The following is an 18,767-nucleotide window of genomic DNA, read 5'->3' as shown; positions in this document are numbered from 1 at the left end:
AGAGCGCTTCCCTGACACGGAAGAGGTCACAGGTTCAATCCCTGTATCGTCCACCGCACGACAGGCCCCCGGTCCGCACGGACCGGGGGCCTGTCGTTTCGCCCCGGCCCCCCGGCCCCTCGGCCCCTCGCCCCGCGGCGTCCCGCCCGCGGGTCCGCGGCCGGCGCGGCTCCCGCCCCCGGCTTTTCCGCCGGGGCCTCAGCTTCCCGCCGGGCCCGCCGATAGGGCGGCGTGGACGGTTCCCGGACCTGGCGCATCCACCTCCTCGGCGGTCTCCTCGCCATGGGGGTCTACGTGCTGCTCCCGTACGGGATCGCCCGCGACGCGCTCTACGCCGCGGTCGGCCTGGCCGGGGCGGCGGCCTCGTTCCTGGCGGCCGTCCGCCTGCGCGGCGCCGTCGGCCTCGCCTGGGCGCTGATGGGCCTCGGCCTGCTCGGGGCCTCCACCGGCGACCTCATGTGGCTCTACTACGACCACATCGCCGGGCTGGACCCCTTCCCCTCCCTCGCCGACGTCTTCTACCTGCTGCAGTACCCGTTCGTCACGGCCGCCCTGCTGCTGCTCTCCCGGCACCGGCGCACCCCCGGCGACCGGGGTGCGCGACTGGACAGCGCCATCGTCACCGCCGGCCTCCTGCTGCCCTACTGGGTGCTGCTGATCGAGCCGAACATCGGCGGCCACGACTCCACCTTCGGCCAGGTGGTCGCCCTGGGCTATCCGCTCGCCGACGTGGTGCTGCTCGCCGGGCTCGTCCGGCTGCTGGCCGTCGGCGGCGCGCGCACGCCGTCCTTCCAGCTGATCACCCTGGCCATGCTCTCCCTCCTCTCCGGTGACGTGATCTTCACCTCCACCGTGGGCGCGGAGATCTCCGGCCTGCCCCTCGGCGACCTGCCCTTCCTGATGTCCTACGTCCTGTGGGGAGCGGCGGCGCTGCACCCCTCCGCGGGCGACCTGCTGCGGACCTCGCCCGACGGCGCACCGGTCTTCACCACGCGCCGGCTGCTCACCCTGATGGCCGTCGTCCTGCTGGCCCCCGGCACGATGGCCGCGCAGCTCCTGGCCGGGTTCGAGCCGAGCGCCTGGCCGGTGACCGTCACATCGGCGCTGCTCTTCGTGCTGGTCGTGGCCCGCATGGCGCTCCTGCTGCACCGCCTGCAGGAGCAGGCCCGCATGCTGGACGAGGTCGCCCGCACCGACATGCTGACCGGCCTGCCCAACCGCCGCACCCTCGACGCCCAGCTGGCCCGCGAGTACGAGCGCGCGGACGGCGACGGCACGCCGCTCTGCCTGGCCATGATCGACCTCGACCGGTTCAAGCAGTTCAACGACGCCCACGGGCACCAGGCCGGCGACCTGCTGCTGTCGGGCGCCGCCACGGCGTGGAGCCTGGCGCTGGGCGGGCGGGACATGCTGGCGCGCTACGGCGGCGAGGAGTTCGTGCTCGTCATGCCGGGACGCGACCTGCGCGACGCCGAGCGGCTGCTGGCCTCTCTGCGCGTCGTCACCCCGCAGGGGCAGACCTTCTCGGCGGGCCTGGCGCTCTGGGACGGCCGCGAGCGCCCGTCCGACCTGCTGCACCGCGCCGACCTCGCCCTGTACGCCGCCAAGGAGGCCGGGCGCGACCGGGTCGTGCGGGCGGCGGGCTCCCGCCCCGGCCCCTCCCCGTCCTCCACCAGGGCGTAGGCGGCCCCGCCCTGGTGGGCGGGAACATCCCTCCGCAGGCCCCCGGAGCCGCGGTCCCCGCCGGTTCCTGGGATGATGCCCTGAGTCCGAGCACCGTTCCAGATCGGGGAAGTCGTGCGGCTGACACCGACCGAGCGCGACCGGCTGCTGCTGTTCACCGCGGCCGAGCTGGCGCGCGCCAGGAGGGCCAGAGGGCTGCGGCTGAACGTGCCGGAGGCCACCGCGCTGATCGCGGACGCGGTCTGCGAGGCCGCGCGGGACGGCGCGCGGCTGGCCGAGGCGGTCGAGGCCGGGCGGAGCGTGCTCGGCCCCGGCGACGTGCTGCCGGGCGTGGCCGACATCGTCACCGAGGTGGTGGTCGAGGCGGTCTTCGACGACGGCAGCCGGCTCGCCGTGGTGACCGACCCGATCGGGGGCGGCTCCCTGGGCGCGGAGGCGCCCGGCGCGGTCACCGCGGCCGGGCCGGCCGGTCCCGGGCGGGGAGCGGGATCCGCCGGGGCCGCGGATCCGGTGCGCCCGCAGTCCCCGGACGCGGTGGAGGTGGAGGTCCTCAACACGGCGGCGGTGCCGATCAGCGTCACCTCCCACTTCCACTTCTTCGAGGTCAACCCCCGGCTCCGGTTCGACCGGGCCGCCGCCTACGGGCGCAGGCTCGCGGTGCCCGCCGGCGCGGCGGTCCGCTTCGGCCCGGGTGAGAGCCGTACCGTCCGGCTGGTCCCCGTCGGCGGCGCCCGGGTCGTGATCGGGTTCGCCGGGCTGGTGGACGGCCCGCTGGACGCGCCGGGGGCGTTCGAGCAGGCCATGGAGAAGGCGCGGGCCTGCGGCTACCTGGGGAGCGGCGCATGAGCGGGCGGACCCCGGGCGCGGCGGCGCCGCTCGCCGGGCCGGCGAGGGAGGCCCCGTGAGCGTGTACGGCCCGCGCGCGGGCGACCGGGTCCGGCTCGGCGACACCGGCCTGGTGGTGGAGGTCGAGCACGACTCGCAGCAGCCCGGCGAGGAGTTCCTCGCCGGGTTCGGCAAGACGGCCCGCGACGGCCTGCACCTGAAGGCCGCCTCCGTCGCCGAGACCTGCGACCTGGTCGTCAGCAACGTGCTGATCCTCGATGCGGTCCTGGGCGTGCGGACCGCGTCGATCGGCGTCCGCGAGGGGCGCATCCACGCCGTCGGCCGGGCCGGGAACCCCGACACGCTGGACGGCGTGGACGTGGTGGTCGGCACCGGGACCACGATCGTCTCGGGCGAGGGGCTGATCGCCACGGCGGGCGCGATCGACACGCACGTGCACCTGCTCAGCCCCCGCATCCTGGAGGCCTCCCTCGCCTCCGGCGTCACCACGGTCATCGGCCAGGAGTTCGGCCCGGTCTGGGGCGTCGGGGTGAACTCGCCGTGGGCGCTGCGGCACGCGTTCAACGCCTTCGACGCCTGGCCGGTGAACGTCGGCTTCCTGGCCCGCGGCTCCTCCTCGCACCCTGCCCCGCTGGTCGAGGCGCTGGCCGAGGGCGGGGCGAGCGGCTTCAAGGTGCACGAGGACATGGGGGCCCACACCCGGGCGCTGGACACCGCGCTGCGGGTGGCCGAGGAGCACGACGTGCAGGTGGCGCTGCACACCGACGGCCTGAACGAGTGCCTGTCGGTCGAGGACACCCTCGCCGTGCTCGAGGGCCGGACCATCCACGCCTTCCACATCGAGGGCTGCGGCGGCGGCCACGTGCCGGACGTGCTCCGGCTGGCCGGGGTGGCCAACGTCATCGGCTCCTCGACCAACCCGACGCTGCCCTTCGGCCGGGACGCGGTCGCCGAGCACCACGCGATGATCGTCTCGGTGCACGGGCTCAAGCCGGAGCTGCCCGGGGACGCCGCCCTGGCCAGGGACCGGATCCGGGCGGGCACGATGGGCGCCGAGGACGTGCTGCACGACCTCGGGGTGATCGGCATCACCTCCTCCGACGCGCAGGGCATGGGCCGGGCGGGCGAGACGGTCCGCAGGACGTTCGCCATGGCGGGGAAGATGAAGGGCGAGCGGGGACCGGCCGAGCCCGGCGGCGGGGGCCGCGGGGACAACGAGCGGGTCCTGCGCTACCTGGCCAAGCTGACGATCAACCCGGCGATCGCGCACGGGCTGGCGCACGAGGTCGGCTCGCTGGAGCCGGGGAAGCTCGCCGACATCGTGCTGTGGCGGCCCGACCACTTCGGCGCCAAGCCGCAGCTCGTGCTCAAGGCCGGTTTCCCCGCCTACGGCGTGACCGGCGACCCGAACGCCTCCACCGACGACTGCGAGCCGCTGGTGCTGGGCCCGCAGTTCGGGGGGTACGGCGCGACCGCCGCGGACCTGTCGGTGGCCTTCGTCAGCGGGGCCGCCGCCGAGGCCGGCGGGGACCGCATGACCACCCGGCGCCGCCGGGTGGGCGTGCGCGGCACCCGCGGCATCGGGCCCGCGGACATGGTCCGCAACTCCCGGCTCGGCGAGGTCCGGGTGGACGCGCACGGCCGGGTCACCCTCGACGGCGAGGAGATCCGCTCCGATCCCGCCGAGGCGGTCTCCCTCAGCCGCCTCTACTTCCTCTGACCTCGGCCTCCCGGGGAGCCGCGGGCGTCCCTGCCGCCTCCGCAGCGGCGACGGCCACGGCGGCACGCGGCAACAGCCCTGCACATGGGACATATGACATTATCTGTCCAGCGGTTGTCCGGATCCGGCCATTCTTATAATGGATCTTGTCAGTAGGGGCGAATAATGCGAATACTTTCGATTTGTTCTTATTGGCGAGGAAGGTTCGTGATGAAGAAGGTCATCGTTCACAAGCCCGGTACGGTCACGCTCAGCGGGGCCGCCAGCCCCAAGCACGTCGGCTGACCGGACGACACCGCACCGGCGTCCAGAAATGGGCGCCGGTCCATGAAGGAAGCACGAGGAGAACGGTGAATCGGGGCCCCCTGCCCCCGGGAGAGGAAGCCGCGGAGGAGACACCCCCTCCCCCCCTGCTCCTGCCCCCCGTGGACGCCGACCGGCGACTGCGCGGGCCGTACACCGCCGTCGGCGCGGTCGTCGCAGCCGTGCTGCCCGACGCCCCGCCGGAGCTGGCCGCCCGCTACGACATCGAGCTGCGCACCGTCGCCCCCGACCTGCACGACCGGATCCCCGAGCGGCGCCGGTCCCGGGCCGACGCCCTGCCGCGGGCCGAGCGGATCCTGGTCCACGCGCCGCGCCGGACCCTGCGCATCGCCAACGGCGTCGCCGAGTTCCTCCGCGGGCACCTGGAGCGCACCGGGCCCCGCAGGCTCGTCGTCACCGGCCTGGCGGAGGCCGACCCGACCGACCTCGAGGCGCTGGCGGTGCTGCGCCGCCGGATCCCGCCGGAGCTGCTGGCCGTGGAGACGCACGAGCAGGCCGCGCCGCTGCCGGAGCTCGACCCCGCCGAGCACGACAAGTGCGCCGACGAGCTGGAGCGGCAGGGCACGGCCGGCGCGCGCCTGGCCGCCGTGTACCACCGCGAGCGCGGCACCGACCCGCGCCGGGCGGTGGAGGCCCTGCGCTTGGCGGTCGAGTGGTGCCTGGACGCCGGCTGCCACGACGCGGTCGCGGAGCTGGGCGCGCGCGGACTGGCGCTGACCGACCCCGCCGCCGAGCCGGACGTCTGGTGGCGCTTCCTGCACAGCACCGCCACCGCGCTCGGCTCGCTGCGCCGCGAGGAGGAGGCGGCGGCCCTGTTCGACCTCGCCCGGCGGGAGAGCACCTCCCCCGTCACGCACGCCGCGGCCGCCTACGCCACCGGCATGCTGAAGATCCGCCACCACGATGCGGCCCGGCGCGACCCGGACGCGGCGCTGGCCTGGGTGAACGAGGCGATCGCCATCTCGACGCTGCTGCCCGACCCGCGCGAGCGGGCCTTCAAACTGGGCTTCGACCTCAACGCCCGGGCCCTGATCGAGGTGCGGCGCGGCCGCCCCGAGGCCGCCATGGAGCTGGTCCAGCGCGCCATCGACCTGGCCGACGAGGGACTGGGACCGGACGAGCACCCGATCCACCGGCTGGTGCTGCGGGCCAACCGGGCCCAGCTGTCGGTCATGCTGGGCCGCCCGGAGGCGGCGCTGGAGGACCTGGACGCGGTGATCGCCGCCGACCCCGGCTACCCCGACTACTACATCGACCGGGGCAACCTGCTGCACCGGCTCGGCCGGGCGGACGCGGCGGTGGCCGACTACGAGACGGCCATGCGGGTCGGCCCGCCCTTCCCTGAGCCGTACTACAACCGGGCCGAGATCCGCTTCTCCGCCGGCGACCACGCCGGCGCGCTCGCCGACCTGGACCACGCCCTGGCGCTGGACCCGGAGTTCGTCGACGCGCTGGCCAACCGGGCCGGCCTGCTGGCCGCGCTCGGCGAGTACGGCAGGGCGCGGGCGGACGCGGAGGCGGGGCTCGCGCTGGAGCCGGACAACCCGTACCTGCTGTGCGCGCTGGGCCAGGTGGAGGCGGCCGAGGGGCGGTACGCGCAGGCGCGGGCCGCGTTCGACCGGGCGCTGGAACGTTCTCCCGGCCTGACGGCGGCCTGGGCCGGCCGGGGCGCGCTGGCCTTCGAGACCGGAGACCCGCAGGGCGCGGTCGCCGACTTCACCCGGGCCCTGGAGCCGGGCGCGGACCCGGCGCTGCTGTTCAACCGGGCGCTGGCGCTGCGCGCGGCGGGACGCGCGCGGGAGGCCGCCGCCGACCTGTCCAGGGCGCTGGAGCTGGACCCGGACGACGAGGACGTCCGGCGCGAGCTGCAGGCGCTCCGCGGGCAGGGGTGAGACCGGGCGGGACACCCCTGCGGGCCCCGCTCCGGCGGGACCGGCCGGCGGCTCGGCACGGGGCCGCTCAGCGTCGGCCGGCGACGGCTCGGCCCGGCGGGGCCGCTCAGCGGACGGCGGGCAGGGCGCCCGCCAGATAGCGCTCGGCCAGCTCGCAGGTGCCCCGGGTGTAGCCCGCACCCAGCTCCGCGGCGATGTCCACGCCGCCGTGGCTGCCGATCCAGGCGACCAGGAGCAGCCGGCGCAGCAGGACGAACGTCCAGATCTCGGCCTCGTCCCCGGTGGGCAGGGCGAGGACGGACCGGTAGCCCCGCAGCCAGGCCTCGGCCATCTCGGGCACCCGCGGGTCGTGCTCGATGAAGCTGAGCGCGGCGGCCAGGTCGTACAGGTACCAGCCGAAGCCGCAGTCGTCGAAGTCGATCACGCTGGGCGGGCCGTCCCCGGTCACCAGCAGGTTGGCCAGGCGCAGGTCGGCGTGGATCAGGCCGTAGCGCTCCGCGCCCCGGCCGAACCGGCGCAGCCGGTCCCGCAGCTCCGCCGCCAGCCGCCCCAGCAGGGACAGCGCCCCGGCGTCCATGCCCGGTCCGTCCTGCCAGCGCCCCCAGCGCGACTCGGTCCCCAGGGCCGCGTCGTAGTCCCAGTGGAAGCGGGTGAAGCCGGGCGGGCGGCGCCAGGAGCGCGCGTGCCGGTGCATGCGCGCGGTGACCTCGCCGAGCCGCTCGAAGCCCTCGATCAGGCGGTCCCGCGGCGGCTCGGTCCCGGGCAGGAACTCGAACAGCACGCACGCGCGCTCCGGCGCTCCGGGGGAGGTCCCCGGCACGGTCAGCATCCGGGAGCCGTCCGGCGCGGGGATCACCGCCGGGGTCCGCACCCCCGCCTGCGCGCGCAGCGCCTCCAGCCAGGCCAGCTCGGAGCGGATCGCGGCGGCGGAGTGGTAGCCGAGCCGGTGCACCCGCAGCACCGCCCGCAGGCCGGTCTCCGGGTCGTCCACCCGGAAGGTCGCGTTCTCCGAGACGTTGATCAGGGTGACCTCGGCGGCCGGCCGGCCCGCCTGCCGCGCCGCCGCGCGGGCGGTCCCGTGCACCCGGGCCAGCACGCCGCCGCCGGCGGACAGGTCGTGGGTGCGCGTCGGCCCCGGCCCGCCCGGCCGCCCGCCCGTCCCGGCCCGCCCGGCCGCGGCCGCGGCCGCACGTCCGGCGGGTTCCGCGCACTCCGCCGGTTCCCGCGTCCCGACGCTCATCCCTGACCCGAGGCGCGCAGGAAGGCCAGCACCGCGAGCACCCGCCGGTGCTGGTCGCCGTCCTCGACGTGCAGGCCGAGCTTGGCGAAGATGCTGCGGATGTGCTTCTCCACCGCACCGTCGCTGACCACGAGCTGGCGGCCGATGGCCGGGTTGGACCGGCCCTCCGCCATCAGCCCGAGCACCTCGCGCTCGCGCGGGGTGAGCGCGTCGAGCGGGTCGTCGCGGCGGCGCCGCACCATCAGCTGGGCCACCACCTGCGGGTCGAAGACCGTGCCCCCGGCCGCGACCGAGCGCAGGCCGCCCATGAAGTCGTCGACGTCCACGACCCGGTCCTTGAGCAGGTAGCCCACCGCGCCGCGCGCGTCGGCGAGCAGGTCGTCGGCGTAGGACACCTCCACGTACTGCGACAGGATCAGCACCGGGGCCCCCGGCACCCGCCGCCGCGCCTCGACCGCCGCCCGCAGCCCCTCGTCGGTGAAGCTCGGCGGCATCCGGACGTCCACCACGGACACGTCCGGCCGCAGCTCGGCGACGGCCTCCACCAGCGCGCCGCCGTCCCCGACCGCCGCCACCACCTCGCAGCCGAACTCCTCGAGCAGCCTGATCAGGCCCTCCCTGATCAGCACAGCGTCGTCGGCCACGACTATCCGCACGGTACCTCCGCCACGATCACCGTCGGCCCGCCCGCCGGGGAGTCCACCGACAGCTCGCCGTCCACCGCCCGCAGGCGGTCGGCGAGGCCGGACAGGCCGTGTCCCTTGGCGACGTGCGCGCCGCCGACCCCATCATCCCCGATCGTGAGCATCAGGACATCCCCGGTACGGCTCAGCGTGACCGTGCAGACGGTGGCGTGGCTGTGCTTGGCGACGTTGGTCAGGGCCTCGGCCACCACGAAGTAGACGGCGTTCTCCACGGCGGCGGGGAAGCGCTGCTCGGTCTGCACGTCCAGCTCGACCGGGACGGTGCAGCGGCCGGCCAGCGCGGCCAGCGCCGGGGCCAGGCCCCGGTCGGTGAGGATCGGCGGGGCGATGCCGCGGGAGAGCGCCCGCAGTTCGTCGAGGGTCTCCCGGGTCGAGGTGATGGCCTGGGCGAGCATCTGGTCGACGGCCTGCGGGTCGCGCCTGAGCTGGCGCTGGGCCCGGGACAGGTCCATGGCCAGGGAGACCAGGCGCTGCTGCGGCCCGTCGTGGATGTCGCGCTCCAGCTTGCGCAGCGCGTTGGCCTCGGCCGAGACCGCGGCCGCCCGGCCCTCGGCCAGGTCGTCGATGCGCTCGTGCAGTTCGGCGACCCCGGTGAGCATGGCCCGGCCGAGCCCTGCCTGGATCAGCGCCGCGCCGCGCAGCACCACCGGCAGCGTGAGCGCGAACAGCAGGCCGATCACGGTGGTGAGGACGACCTCCATCAGCGCGCTGTCGCCGAGCCCGATCAGCTCGGCCAGGCCCGTGTTGCCCGGGATGTTGGCGGTGATCCAGCCGTAGACGGGGGCGGTCAGCCCGAGGACCGTCCCGACCCACCAGGTGATCGTGAGGCAGAACGTCACCAGGGCGATCGGGAAGTTCACGATGCCGTGCAGCAGGTCCAGCCACGACTGCCCGTTGGTCAGCGGGTTCACCATCCGGCGGAACCCGCCGGCGCCCTCGGGGGCCCGCCGGTAGCGCGGCCGGGCGACCGGGCGGCCGAGCACCTCGGGAAGCATCCGCCGCTCCAGGTCGGCGAAGCCCCGGGCGACCATCAGCGTCGCCGCCAGGACCGGCAGGCCGACCCAGACGATCACCGTCCCGACCCCCGCGGCGAAGCCCGCCACCAGCAGGACGAAGGCGACCACCGCCAGGGGGAAGCCGAGGAGCAGGTAACGGGTGTCGGTGCCGACGCGGCGCAGCAGTGATCTCATGCCGCCAACGCTACGAGGCCTCGGCCGTGCGTTCGACCCTGCTCACCGGCATATAGGGGTAGGGCGCGCCCTACCCCCGCCGGTGGGGCGGGCGTGCCGCGGACAGGCCCGCCTCCGTGACTGCGCCTGCGGGGGTCCTCGCGGAAGTCTCGGAGCACCACACCCGCGAGGAAACGAGACCCCCGATGGCCGCCGTCCTGACCCGCCCCGCGCCCGCTCCCCCGCGGCCCGCCCCGCCCCCGGCGCCGCCGCGTCAGCCGCCGGGCCGCGACCTGTTCGTCGACGTCCTGCGGCTGTTCGGCATCGCGCTGGTGGTGCTGCAGCACTGGAGCATGCCGGTGCTGTCCTTCGCCGGTGACCGGATCACCACGGGGAACGCGCTGGCGTCGGGGAACGCGTGGGCCGTCACCTGGATCAGCCAGGTGATGCCGCTGGTGTTCTTCGCCGGGGGTGCCGCCAACGCGATCAGCCACCGCGGCGCGGCCCGGCGGGGCCTGGCCGGTCCCGCCTGGCTCGCGGGGCGGCTGCGCCGCCTGGTCTGGCCGGTGCTGCCGCTGGCGGCCGTCTGGATCCCGCTGCCGCACCTGCTGCTCGCGCTCGGCCTGCCCGAGCAGCCGGTGGTCACGGCCGCGCGCCTGGCCGGCCAGCTGCTGTGGTTCCTGGCGATCTACCTGGTCGCGGTGGCGGCGACGCCGCTGATGCTCAGGCTCGACGCGGCCTACGGCCCGCGGGTGCCCGCGGTGCTGGCGGCGGGGGCGGTCGCGGTGGACGCGGCCCGCTTCGCCGGTGGCCTGGAGATCGCCGGGTGGGCCAACATCGCCCTGGTCTGGCTCGCGGTGCACCAGCTCGGCTTCCGCTACGCCGGCGGCCGCCTGCGCCGTCCGTGGGCCATGGCCGCGGGAGGCTACGGCCTGGCCGCGGCGCTGGTGGCGTTCGGGCCCTACCCGGGCAGCATGATCGGCATGCCGGGCGCGGCGGTGTCCAACATGGCGCCGCCCACGGTGGCGCTGCTCGCGGTGGGTCTGGGGCAGATCGGGCTGGCGGTGGCGCTGCGCCCGCGGATCGCCGCCCTCGCCGCGCGGCCGGCGGCGGCGCGGCTGCTCGGCTGGGCCGGCCGGCGCATGATGACGGTCTACCTGTGGCACATGGCCGCGCTGTTCGCGGTCACCGCGGTGGTCGTGGTGGGGCTGGGCCTCGCCACGCCGGAGCCGGGCGGTCCGGACTGGCTGGCGGGCTGGCCGCTCTGGCTGACCGCGCTCGCGCTGGTCATGCGGCTGCTGCTTCGGGCCTTCGCCCGGTTCGAGGAGCCGCCGGCGGCCGCGCCGTACCGCGGCGGGGCGGTCAGGGCCACGGTGGCGGCGGCGCTCGCCGGGGCGGGGCTGCTCACCCTGACGGTGTCCGGCTTCGTGCCCGGACCGGCGCCCGCGCTCGGTGCCGCCGCGCTCGTGGCGGGCCTGCTGCTGATCCGCTCGCGCCGCCGGTAGGGCCTCCCGCGGGGCGCGGTCCCCCGGAACGGAGCCCCCCTGCGGCCCCCCTGCGGTTCGACAAGTGCCGGTTGTTCGGCAGGATGGGAAGCGTGAGCCTCGTAGACCGCCTTCCCGAAGAGATCGACGCCGACCCCGATGCCATCTTCGACGCCTTCGTCGAATGGAACACCGAGCGGGGGCTCACCCTCTACCCGGCGCAGGAAGAAGCCCTGATCGAGGTCGTCTCCGGCAACAACCTGATCCTGGCCACCCCGACCGGGTCCGGCAAGAGCCTGGTCGCGGCGGGCGCGCACTTCACCGCGCTCACCCGGGACGTGCGGACCTTCTACACCGCGCCGATCAAGGCGCTGGTGTCGGAGAAGTTCTTCGACCTGTGCGAGCTGTTCGGCACCGAGAACGTCGGCATGATGACCGGCGACGCGAGCGTGAACCCCGGTGCCCCCGTCATCTGCTGCACCGCCGAGATCCTCGCCAACGTCGCGCTGCGCGACGGCGCGAAGGCCGACATCGGCCAGGTCGTGATGGACGAGTTCCACTTCTACGCCGAGCCGGACCGCGGCTGGGCCTGGCAGGTGCCGCTGCTGGAGCTGCCCCAGGTGCAGTTCGTGCTGATGTCGGCGACGCTCGGCGACGTGAGCATGTTCGAGCGCGACCTGACCCGGCGCACCGGCCGGCCCACCGCGGTGGTCAAGCACGCCGAGCGCCCGGTCCCGCTCGTCTACTCCTACCGGATGACCCCGCTCCACGAGACGCTGGAGGAGATGCTCTCCACCAACCAGTACCCGGTCTACGTGGTGCACTTCACCCAGGCCGCCGCCATGGAGCGCGCCCAGGCCCTGATGAGCATCAACATGTGCAGCAAGGCCGAGAAGGAGGCCATCGCCCGGATGATCGGCGGCTTCCGGTTCACCACGAACTTCGGCCGCGCCCTGTCCCGCCTGGTACGGCACGGCATCGGCGTGCACCACGCCGGCATGCTGCCCAAGTACCGCCGCCTGGTGGAGCGCCTGGCCCAGGCGGGCCTGCTGAAGGTCATCTGCGGCACCGACACCCTCGGCGTCGGCGTGAACGTGCCGATCCGCACCGTGCTGTTCACCGCGCTCAGCAAGTACGACGGCAGCAAGGTCCGGCGGCTGCGCGCCCGCGAGTTCCACCAGATCGCCGGGCGGGCCGGCCGGGCCGGCTACGACACCATCGGCTACGTCGCCTGCCAGGCCCCCGAGTACGTCATCGAGAACGAGCGGGCGCTGGCCAAGATCGGCGACGACCCGAAGCGGCGGCGCGGCTACGCCCGCAAGAAGCCGCCGGAGGGCTTCGTCGGCTGGAGCGAGGAGACCTTCGCCAAGCTCCAGGAGGCCGAGCCGGAGCCGCTGACCTCCCGCTTCAAGGTCACCAACGCCATGCTGCTGGCGGTCATCAACCGGGGCGGCGACTGCTTCGCCGCGATGAAGCACCTGCTGACCGACAACCACGAGGACCGCAAGTGGCAGCGGCGGCACATCAGCCAGGCCATCGCGATCTACCGCTCGCTGCTGGCCGGAGGCGTGGTCGAGCAGCTGCCGGAGCCGGACGAGCAGGGCAGGTGGGCGCGCCTGACGATCGACCTGCAGGAGGACTTCGCGCTCAACCAGGCGCTGTCGACGTTCGCGCTGGCCGCCTTCGAGCTGCTGGACCGGGAGTCGCCCACCTACGCGCTCGACATGGTCTCGATCGTGGAGTCCATCCTCGACGACCCGCGCCAGGTCCTGTCGGCGCAGCTGAAGAAGGCCCGGGGCGAGGCCGTCGCGGAGATGAAGGCCGACGGGATCGAGTACGAGGAGCGCATGGAGCGCCTCGCCGAGATCACCCACCCGATGCCCCTGGCCGACCTGCTGCTCGGCGCCTACGAGACCTACCGGCGCGGCCATCCGTGGGTGGCCGACCACACGGTGAGCCCCAAGAGCGTCGTCCGCGACATGTACGAGCAGGCGATGACCTTCACCGAGTACATCGCCCACTACGAGCTGGCCCGCTCCGAGGGCACCGTGCTGCGCTACCTCGCCGACGCCTACCGCACGCTGGCGCGGACCATCCCCGAGCACCTGAAGACCGACGACCTGGTCGACCTCATCGAGTGGCTCGGCGAGCTGGTCCGCCAGGTCGACTCCAGCCTGATCGACGAGTGGGAGAAGCTCGCCAACCCGGCGGCGGCGCTGGAGGCCGAGGAGGAGATCGAGGTCAAGCCCCGCCCGGTCACCGGCAACCCGCGCGCCTTCCGGGTGCTGGTCCGCAACGCGATGTTCCGCCTGGTGGAGCTGGTCGCGCTGGAGAAGGAGGAGGAGCTGGCCGAGCTCGCCCCGGACGTGGACTGGCCCGCCGCGCTGGACGCCTACTACGAGGATCACGACGAGGTCGGCACCGGCCCGGACGCCCGCGGACCGGCCCTGCTCCGCATCGAGGAGGAGAAGGAGCTGTGGAGGGTCCGGCAGGTCATCGCCGACCCGGCCGGCGACCACGACTGGGGCATCGACGCCCAGGTCGACCTGGCGGCCTCCGACGAGGAGGGCCGCGCGGTGATCCACGTCCTCGGGCTCAACCGCCTCTGAGGCCTCCGGGCCCGACGGCCCCGTCTCCCGGGGCCGGGCCCGGCGCCGGTCCGCGTCCCGTGCCCGCCCGCCGGGTGCGGGGCCGTACCGGACCGGGGTCGGGCACGGGGCCGCGCCCGGCGGTCGGGCCCTCTCAGGGGTGCATGCGCGCACCCTTGACGATCTTGTCCACCGCGTTCCGCGGCCCGTACACGGCCAGGCCCACCAGGTCGAGCCCTGCCCGGGGCACCGCCCGCACGGCGGCGCGGTTGTCCCGGTCGTTGCCGGTGGCGAACAGGTCGGAGGTGAACACCGACAGGACGGCGTCCCGGCCGACCGCGCGCGAGTGAGCCCGCGTCAGCGTCTCCTTGTCCCCCTCGAAGACCAGGACGGGCTGGCGGAACATGGGCAGGTAGGCGGTGCCGTCCGCGTCCGCGTACGGCTCGCCGACCACCTCCGGCCGCGCCGTGCCGAGGCCGCTGACCAGGAACGCCGTCACGTTCAGCCGCTGCCACGTCTCCAGGTCCTCGCGGAGCAGGACGGCGATCTTGGTATCGAAGCGGACGGGTCCGCTCCCGGACTCCACGGTGACTTCCATGGCAACGGATTCTGCTGGACCGCCGCGGACGGGGTCTTGTACGTTCTTCGCGTGCCCGCCCGCCCGGACATCTCCGCCTGGCGCCCGCCCGTGCGGGGCGTCACCGAGGTCTTCCACGCGCGCTTCACCGAGCACGCCTACCCCATGCACACCCACGAGTCGTGGACGCTGCTCCTCGTCGACGACGGCGCGGTCCGCTACGACCTGGACCGCCATGAGCACGGCGCCCTGGAGAGCACCGTCACCCTGCTCCCGCCGCACGTGCCGCACAACGGCTGCTCGGCCACCCCGCGGGGGTTCCGCAAGCGGGTGATCTACCTGGACTCGACGCAGCTCGGCGACGACCTCGTCGGCCCGGCGGTCGACGCCCCGGTGCTGGACGACCCCGCCCTGCGCGAGCGGATCCACCTGCTGCACGTCTGCCTGGCGTTCCCGGGCGAGGAGCTGGAGGCCGAGAGCCGCCTCGCGTTCGTCACCGAGCGGCTCCGCGACCACCTGCGCGGGCGGGCCGGGACGCGGCGGGCCGTCCGCGACCCGGAGCTCGCCCGCCGGCTGCGCGAGCTGCTCGACGAGCGCTTCGTCGCGGGTCTCACCCTGAGGGAGGCCTCGGACCTGCTGCACGCCCACCCCACCCACCTGGTCAGGGTGTTCGGCCGGGCGTTCGGGATGGCACCGCACCAGTACCTGACCGGGCGCCGCGTCGACCTCGCCCGCCGGCTCCTGCTCCAGGGCGTGCCGCCGCGCGCCGCCGCGGCGGCCGCCGGCTTCCACGACCAGCCCCACCTGACCCGGCACTTCAGACGCGTCCTCGGCACCACCCCGGGGCACTACGCGCGGTCCGGCCCGGCCGCGGACGGGCGGGCGGTCCCCGGGCGCCGAGAGCCGGGCGCCGCCTGCCTGACCGGCCGGCTCCCGCCGTCCGGCGCGACGGAAAACGCCTTGCGGAACCGGTGAGAATAGGGCCCATGAGCGATGCGGAGATCAGGCAGGTCCTGGGGCTTCTCTACCAGGACGACACGTTGCGGGTGCTGGCGGCGCTGGCGCTGGAGCGCTCTCCTGCGGAGTCCGGGCTGGACCGCGATCCGATGCTGCTGGCGCTGGACCGGCTGGAGCGCGGCGGGCTGGCCGTACAGGACGGCGAGGGCTCCTGGCGGCTGCGGCGGGAGCGCTTCCGCGAGCTGCTGCACGCCGCCGCCCCGCCGCCCGAGCCCGTCTCGCCGGAGGAGAAGGTGCTGCGCTCCTTCCTGGTGGACGGGCGGCTGCGGGCCATCCCCGCCAAGCGCGACAAGCAGCTCGTCGTGCTCGACTACGTCGCCCAGGTCTTCGAGCCCGGCGTGCGCTACTCGGAGAAGGAGGTCAACGTCGCGCTGCGCGCCTTCCACGACGACTACGCGGCGCTGCGCCGCTATCTGGTGGACGAGGGCATGCTGAGCCGGGAGAACAACGTCTACTGGCGCAGCGGCGGCACCGTCGAGGCCTGAGAGAGCCGGCGGCGGGCCGGCGGAGCGGCCCCGGCGGGGCGGGATGCGTGCCGGGCGCCTTCCGGGCGCCCGGCGGGCGGTCACTGGCCGTAGTAGCGCCTGGCGCCGTCGTGGAGCGGGACCGGGTCGGTCCGCGGGGCGTCCTCCCGGGTGATGCTCCCGGCCGACGGGTGGACCTTCTCCAGCTCCGCCTTGCGGTCGAACAGCAGCCTGGTCAGGCTCTCGGCCAGAGCGGGATCCATCTTCTCGGCGACCACCAGCAGGTTCGGGACCACGATCGTGGGCACGTCCGCGGGGGTGGAGTAGACGTCCTTGGCGATCGTGCCGGCCGCGTAGACCGGGCCGTGCTCGGCCCGCATCTTCTCCAGGGAGCCGGCCAGCGGGACGAGGGCGACCTCGTCCCCGAGGCTGGTGAACAGATCGGTGATGCCCGGCGTGGGCAGGCCGCCCGACCAGACCAGCGCGTCCAGCGTGCCGTCCTTGATGCCCTGCACGCTCTCCGGCAGGCCCAGGGACTGGCGGCTGACGTCCTCGTCCGGGTCGAGGCCCGCCGCCTCCAGCAGGCGCAGCGCGATGACCTCGGTGCCGGAGTTGGGCGAGCCGGTGGAGACCCGCTTGCCCTTCAGGTCGGCGATGGAGCGCACGTTCGCCTCCGCGGTGGCGACCACCTGGGTGGAGTTGTCGTACAGCCGGGCGAGCGCGCGGATCGGCTGCGGCGAGCCGAAGGCCCCCTTGCCGTTCACCGCGTCGGCCGCGGAGTCGGCCAGGGTGAAGGCGATGTCGGAGTCGCCCCTGACCACGCGCTGGATGTTCTCCACCGACGCCCCGGTCGCCTCGGCCGTCGCCTGGTAGCCGGGGATGCCCTTGCCGATCTGGTCGGCCAGGCCGCCGCCGAGCACGTAGTAGACGCCGGTCGTGTTGCCGGTGGCGATCGACAGGCGCCTGCCCTGTCCGGCCGCCTGATCCGCGCCCCGTTCGGCGGACCGGTCGCCGCCGCAGGCGGTCAGGGCCAGTGCTCCGGCGGCCAGCAGGACAGCGAGACGTCTCATGACGGTTCCTCCCGTTTACGCGTGACCAGGTGGAGTGCGGCTGCGACGAGCAGCACGCCCGCCCCGGCCAGCGCCGGCGCGGGAGACAGGAACAGCAGCAGTACGGCGGCCGCCCCGCACAGCACCCGGACGGGCACCCCCGCGGGACCGGCCAGCCACCCGCCGGTGGCGACGGCCAGCGCGGCCACGGCCAGCGCCGAGACCGCCCCGGCGAGCAGGACCTCCCCCAGCGGGCCCCGGGCGAGCAGGGCGGAGCCTGCGGGGGTCAGCACGAAGGCGAAGGGCACCAGGAACGCCGGGAGCGTGTACTTCCAGGTGGCCAGCATGGTCCGGTAGGCGTTGCCGCCGGTGACGGCCGAGGCGGCGAAGGCCGACAGCGCCGTCGGCGGGCTGACCTCCGACAGCACCGCGTAGTAGAAGACGAACATGTAGGTCTCGGCGTCGCCGACCCCGAGGTCCTTCAGCGCCGGCGCGATGATGACCGCCGCGATCACGAACGAGGCCGTCACCGGCACGGCCAGGCCGAGCAGGAGCACCGCCAGAGCGCACATCAGCGCGGTGACGGCGGGCACCCCGCCCGAGACGCCGACGATCAGCGAGCTCGCCTTGAGCCCCAGCCCGGTCAGCGTCACGACGGCGACGATCATCCCGGCCGCGGCGCAGGTCACCGCGACCGGGAGCACGCCGAGCGCGCCCGCCGCCAGGGCACGGGCCGCCCGGCGGGGGGTGAGCCGGTGCTCGCGGTCGAGGAAGGAGAGCGCGAACGCCAGCAGCGTCGCGTACACCACCGCCCGGAACGGCGACTGTCCCAGTGCCATCAGCACGACGATGACGAACAGCGAGCTGAAGTGGTAGCCGAAGCGGCGCAGCAGCGGCCACAGGCGCGGCGCCCCGTCCCCGGGCGGCTCCGCGGCGCGCACGCCGTACCTGCGGGCGTCGATCTCGATCGCCAGGAAGACGCCCAGGTAGTACAGGAGCGTGGGGACCAGCGCGTACCCCAGCACCGTGAGGTAGCTCACCTGCATGTACTCGGCGATGATGAACGCCGCCGCGCCGAGGGTCGGCGGGGAGAGGATCGCGCCGATGCCCGCCGCGGCGAGCACGCCCCCGCCCTGCTCGCGCGGGTAGCCCGCCCGGCGCAGGATCGGCCAGGCGACGCTGCCGACGCTCACGGTGGTGGCGACGCCGGAGCCGCTCACCGTGCCCAGCAGGAAGCCGGCCAGCGTGACCGTGCGGCCCGGCGCCGCGCGCGAGCGCCGGAACGCCGCCAGGGAGACCTCCACGAAGAACCGGCCCGCGCCGGAGTGGTCGAGGACCGCCCCGTAGACGGTGAACAGGATGATGTAGGTGGCCGCCACGTCCAGCGGCACGCCGTACACGCCGTCGGTTCCCATGGTGAACGAGGCGAGGATCCGGTCGATGTCGTAGCCGCGGTGCCCGAGCAGCCAGTCGAACGGCAGGTAGCCGCCGTAGTAGGCGTAGGCGAGGAAGAGCAGGCAGACCGCGGGCAGGATCCAGCCGACGGTCCGGCGGCAGGCCTCCAGCACCAGCAGCGACAGCACCGCCCCGGCGGCCGTGTCGAGGGCGGTGGGGTCCGCCGCCCGGCGGATGAAGTCGTCGAAGAGGGCCAGCGGGTAGAGGCAGGCGGCCAGGGAGAGCGCGGCCAGCGCCCAGTCGGCGGCGCCGGGCCGGTCACCGCCCCGCCGGCGCGGCTTGTAGCAGACGAAGACGAGCGGGAGCACGACCGCGAGGAACGCCATCCGGTACGGCAGGACGGCGCCCGGGGAGAACGTCTGCCACAGCACGTAGAGCGCCAGCGCCAGCGCCGCCGCGGTGACGGCCCGCGACAGCCCGGCGGGCAGGTGGCGGGCCGGTCTCTCGGCGTCGTACTCCGCGATCAGGTCTTCGGGTGATGGTGGTGCCGGCCGTGCCGTCGTGTCCGTCAACGCCGCTCCCGCGTGTGGACCGCCTCCCGTTGACCGCACGGTA

General features: G+C 74.7%; 14 protein-coding genes. 8 read left to right on the top strand and 6 right to left on the bottom strand.

Annotated elements, in window-relative coordinates:
- The first annotated feature begins 231 nt into the window (after window positions 1–231).
- The 4 genes from ABD823_RS30035 (at window position 232) to ABD823_RS30020 (ending at window position 6,465) form a co-directional block, all read left to right on the top strand.
- Entirely contained in the window at window positions 232–1,683 is a 1,452-nt protein-coding gene (locus tag ABD823_RS30035) for a GGDEF domain-containing protein (RefSeq protein ID WP_344865512.1), read from the top strand.
- A 114-nt stretch (window positions 1,684–1,797) separates the two neighbouring features.
- Entirely contained in the window at window positions 1,798–2,529 is a 732-nt protein-coding gene (gene ureA, locus ABD823_RS30030) for an urease subunit gamma (protein WP_344865510.1), read from the top strand.
- A gap of 55 nt (window positions 2,530–2,584) precedes the next feature.
- Window positions 2,585–4,249, top strand: coding sequence for an urease subunit alpha (locus ABD823_RS30025; RefSeq protein ID WP_344865508.1), 1,665 nt, complete (start codon window positions 2,585–2,587; stop codon window positions 4,247–4,249).
- Between the two features lie 350 nt (window positions 4,250–4,599).
- On the top strand, window positions 4,600–6,465 hold the full coding sequence (locus ABD823_RS30020; RefSeq protein WP_344865506.1) for a tetratricopeptide repeat protein: 1,866 nt from the start codon (window positions 4,600–4,602) through the stop codon (window positions 6,463–6,465).
- 106 nt (window positions 6,466–6,571) lie between these two features.
- Here the strand turns inward: ABD823_RS30020 and ABD823_RS30015 are convergent, their stop codons facing one another.
- The 3 genes from ABD823_RS30015 to ABD823_RS30005 are packed head-to-tail and all read right to left on the bottom strand — an operon-like array spanning window position 6,572 to window position 9,599.
- Window positions 6,572–7,705: a phosphotransferase enzyme family protein gene (locus ABD823_RS30015; RefSeq protein WP_344865504.1), complete on the bottom strand. Its 1,134-nt coding sequence runs from the start codon at window positions 7,703–7,705 to the stop codon at window positions 6,572–6,574.
- Window positions 7,702–8,361, bottom strand: a complete 660-nt coding sequence (locus tag ABD823_RS30010; protein WP_344865502.1) for a response regulator — start codon at window positions 8,359–8,361, stop codon at window positions 7,702–7,704. Before ABD823_RS30010 ends, ABD823_RS30015 begins: the two co-directional genes overlap by 4 nt.
- On the bottom strand, window positions 8,352–9,599 hold the full coding sequence (locus ABD823_RS30005) for a sensor histidine kinase (protein WP_344865500.1): 1,248 nt from the start codon (window positions 9,597–9,599) through the stop codon (window positions 8,352–8,354). The genes ABD823_RS30010 and ABD823_RS30005 overlap by 10 nt, the downstream gene beginning before the upstream one ends.
- A 185-nt stretch (window positions 9,600–9,784) precedes the next feature.
- On the opposite strand from ABD823_RS30005, the gene ABD823_RS30000 reads away from it, so the two are divergent.
- Both ABD823_RS30000 and ABD823_RS29995 read left to right on the top strand, forming a co-directional pair.
- Window positions 9,785–11,083, top strand: a complete 1,299-nt coding sequence (locus ABD823_RS30000) for an acyltransferase family protein (RefSeq protein ID WP_344865498.1) — start codon at window positions 9,785–9,787, stop codon at window positions 11,081–11,083.
- 83 nt (window positions 11,084–11,166) lie between these two features.
- Complete coding sequence (locus ABD823_RS29995; RefSeq protein WP_344865496.1) at window positions 11,167–13,671, top strand: DEAD/DEAH box helicase; 2,505 nt, start codon at window positions 11,167–11,169, stop codon at window positions 13,669–13,671.
- A gap of 133 nt (window positions 13,672–13,804) precedes the next feature.
- Here ABD823_RS29995 and ABD823_RS29990 read toward each other — a convergent pair whose 3' ends face one another.
- Window positions 13,805–14,248 carry a DUF2000 family protein gene (locus ABD823_RS29990; protein WP_344865494.1) on the bottom strand — a complete coding sequence of 148 codons (444 nt, stop codon included), beginning with the start codon at window positions 14,246–14,248 and terminating at the stop codon, window positions 13,805–13,807.
- Window positions 14,249–14,299: 51 nt separating this feature from the next.
- Between ABD823_RS29990 and ABD823_RS29985 the strand changes: the two genes are divergently transcribed.
- Window positions 14,300–15,202, top strand: a complete 903-nt coding sequence (locus ABD823_RS29985) for an AraC family transcriptional regulator (RefSeq protein ID WP_344865492.1) — start codon at window positions 14,300–14,302, stop codon at window positions 15,200–15,202.
- Between the two features lie 11 nt (window positions 15,203–15,213).
- Window positions 15,214–15,729 (top strand): DUF2087 domain-containing protein, encoded by a 516-nt coding sequence (locus ABD823_RS29980; RefSeq protein WP_344865490.1) that lies wholly within the window; start codon window positions 15,214–15,216, stop codon window positions 15,727–15,729.
- Between the two features lie 80 nt (window positions 15,730–15,809).
- Here ABD823_RS29980 and ABD823_RS29975 read toward each other — a convergent pair whose 3' ends face one another.
- Both ABD823_RS29975 and ABD823_RS29970 read right to left on the bottom strand, forming a co-directional pair.
- The gene (locus ABD823_RS29975; protein WP_344865488.1) at window positions 15,810–16,778 is read right to left on the bottom strand and encodes a TAXI family TRAP transporter solute-binding subunit; all 969 of its coding nucleotides are present in this window, start codon (window positions 16,776–16,778) and stop codon (window positions 15,810–15,812) included.
- Window positions 16,775–18,724 carry a TRAP transporter permease gene (locus ABD823_RS29970; protein WP_344865486.1) on the bottom strand — a complete coding sequence of 650 codons (1,950 nt, stop codon included), beginning with the start codon at window positions 18,722–18,724 and terminating at the stop codon, window positions 16,775–16,777. Before ABD823_RS29970 ends, ABD823_RS29975 begins: the two co-directional genes overlap by 4 nt.
- Between the last annotated feature and the right edge of the window lie 43 nt (window positions 18,725–18,767).

The organism is Planomonospora alba (assembly GCF_039534085.1).
In the GTDB taxonomy this organism is placed as follows: domain Bacteria; phylum Actinomycetota; class Actinomycetes; order Streptosporangiales; family Streptosporangiaceae; genus Planomonospora_B; species Planomonospora_B alba.
This window is presented reverse-complemented; position numbering and strand designations above follow the sequence as displayed.

Bases quoted from the DNA above. Each gene is read 5' to 3' on its own strand.
- ABD823_RS30015 (WP_344865504.1), bottom strand. From the start codon at position 7,705: ATGAGCGTCGGGACGCGGGAACCGGCGGAGTGCGCGGAACCCGCCGGA.
- ABD823_RS30005 (WP_344865500.1), bottom strand. From the start codon at position 9,599: ATGAGATCACTGCTGCGCCGCGTCGGCACCGACACCCGTTACCTGCTC.
- ABD823_RS30000 (WP_344865498.1), top strand. From the start codon at position 9,785: ATGGCCGCCGTCCTGACCCGCCCCGCGCCCGCTCCCCCGCGGCCCGCC.
- ABD823_RS29995 (WP_344865496.1), top strand. From the start codon at position 11,167: ATGGGAAGCGTGAGCCTCGTAGACCGCCTTCCCGAAGAGATCGACGCC.
- ABD823_RS29990 (WP_344865494.1), bottom strand. From the start codon at position 14,248: ATGGAAGTCACCGTGGAGTCCGGGAGCGGACCCGTCCGCTTCGATACC.
- ABD823_RS29980 (WP_344865490.1), top strand. From the start codon at position 15,214: ATGAGCGATGCGGAGATCAGGCAGGTCCTGGGGCTTCTCTACCAGGAC.
- ABD823_RS29975 (WP_344865488.1), bottom strand. From the start codon at position 16,778: ATGAGACGTCTCGCTGTCCTGCTGGCCGCCGGAGCACTGGCCCTGACC.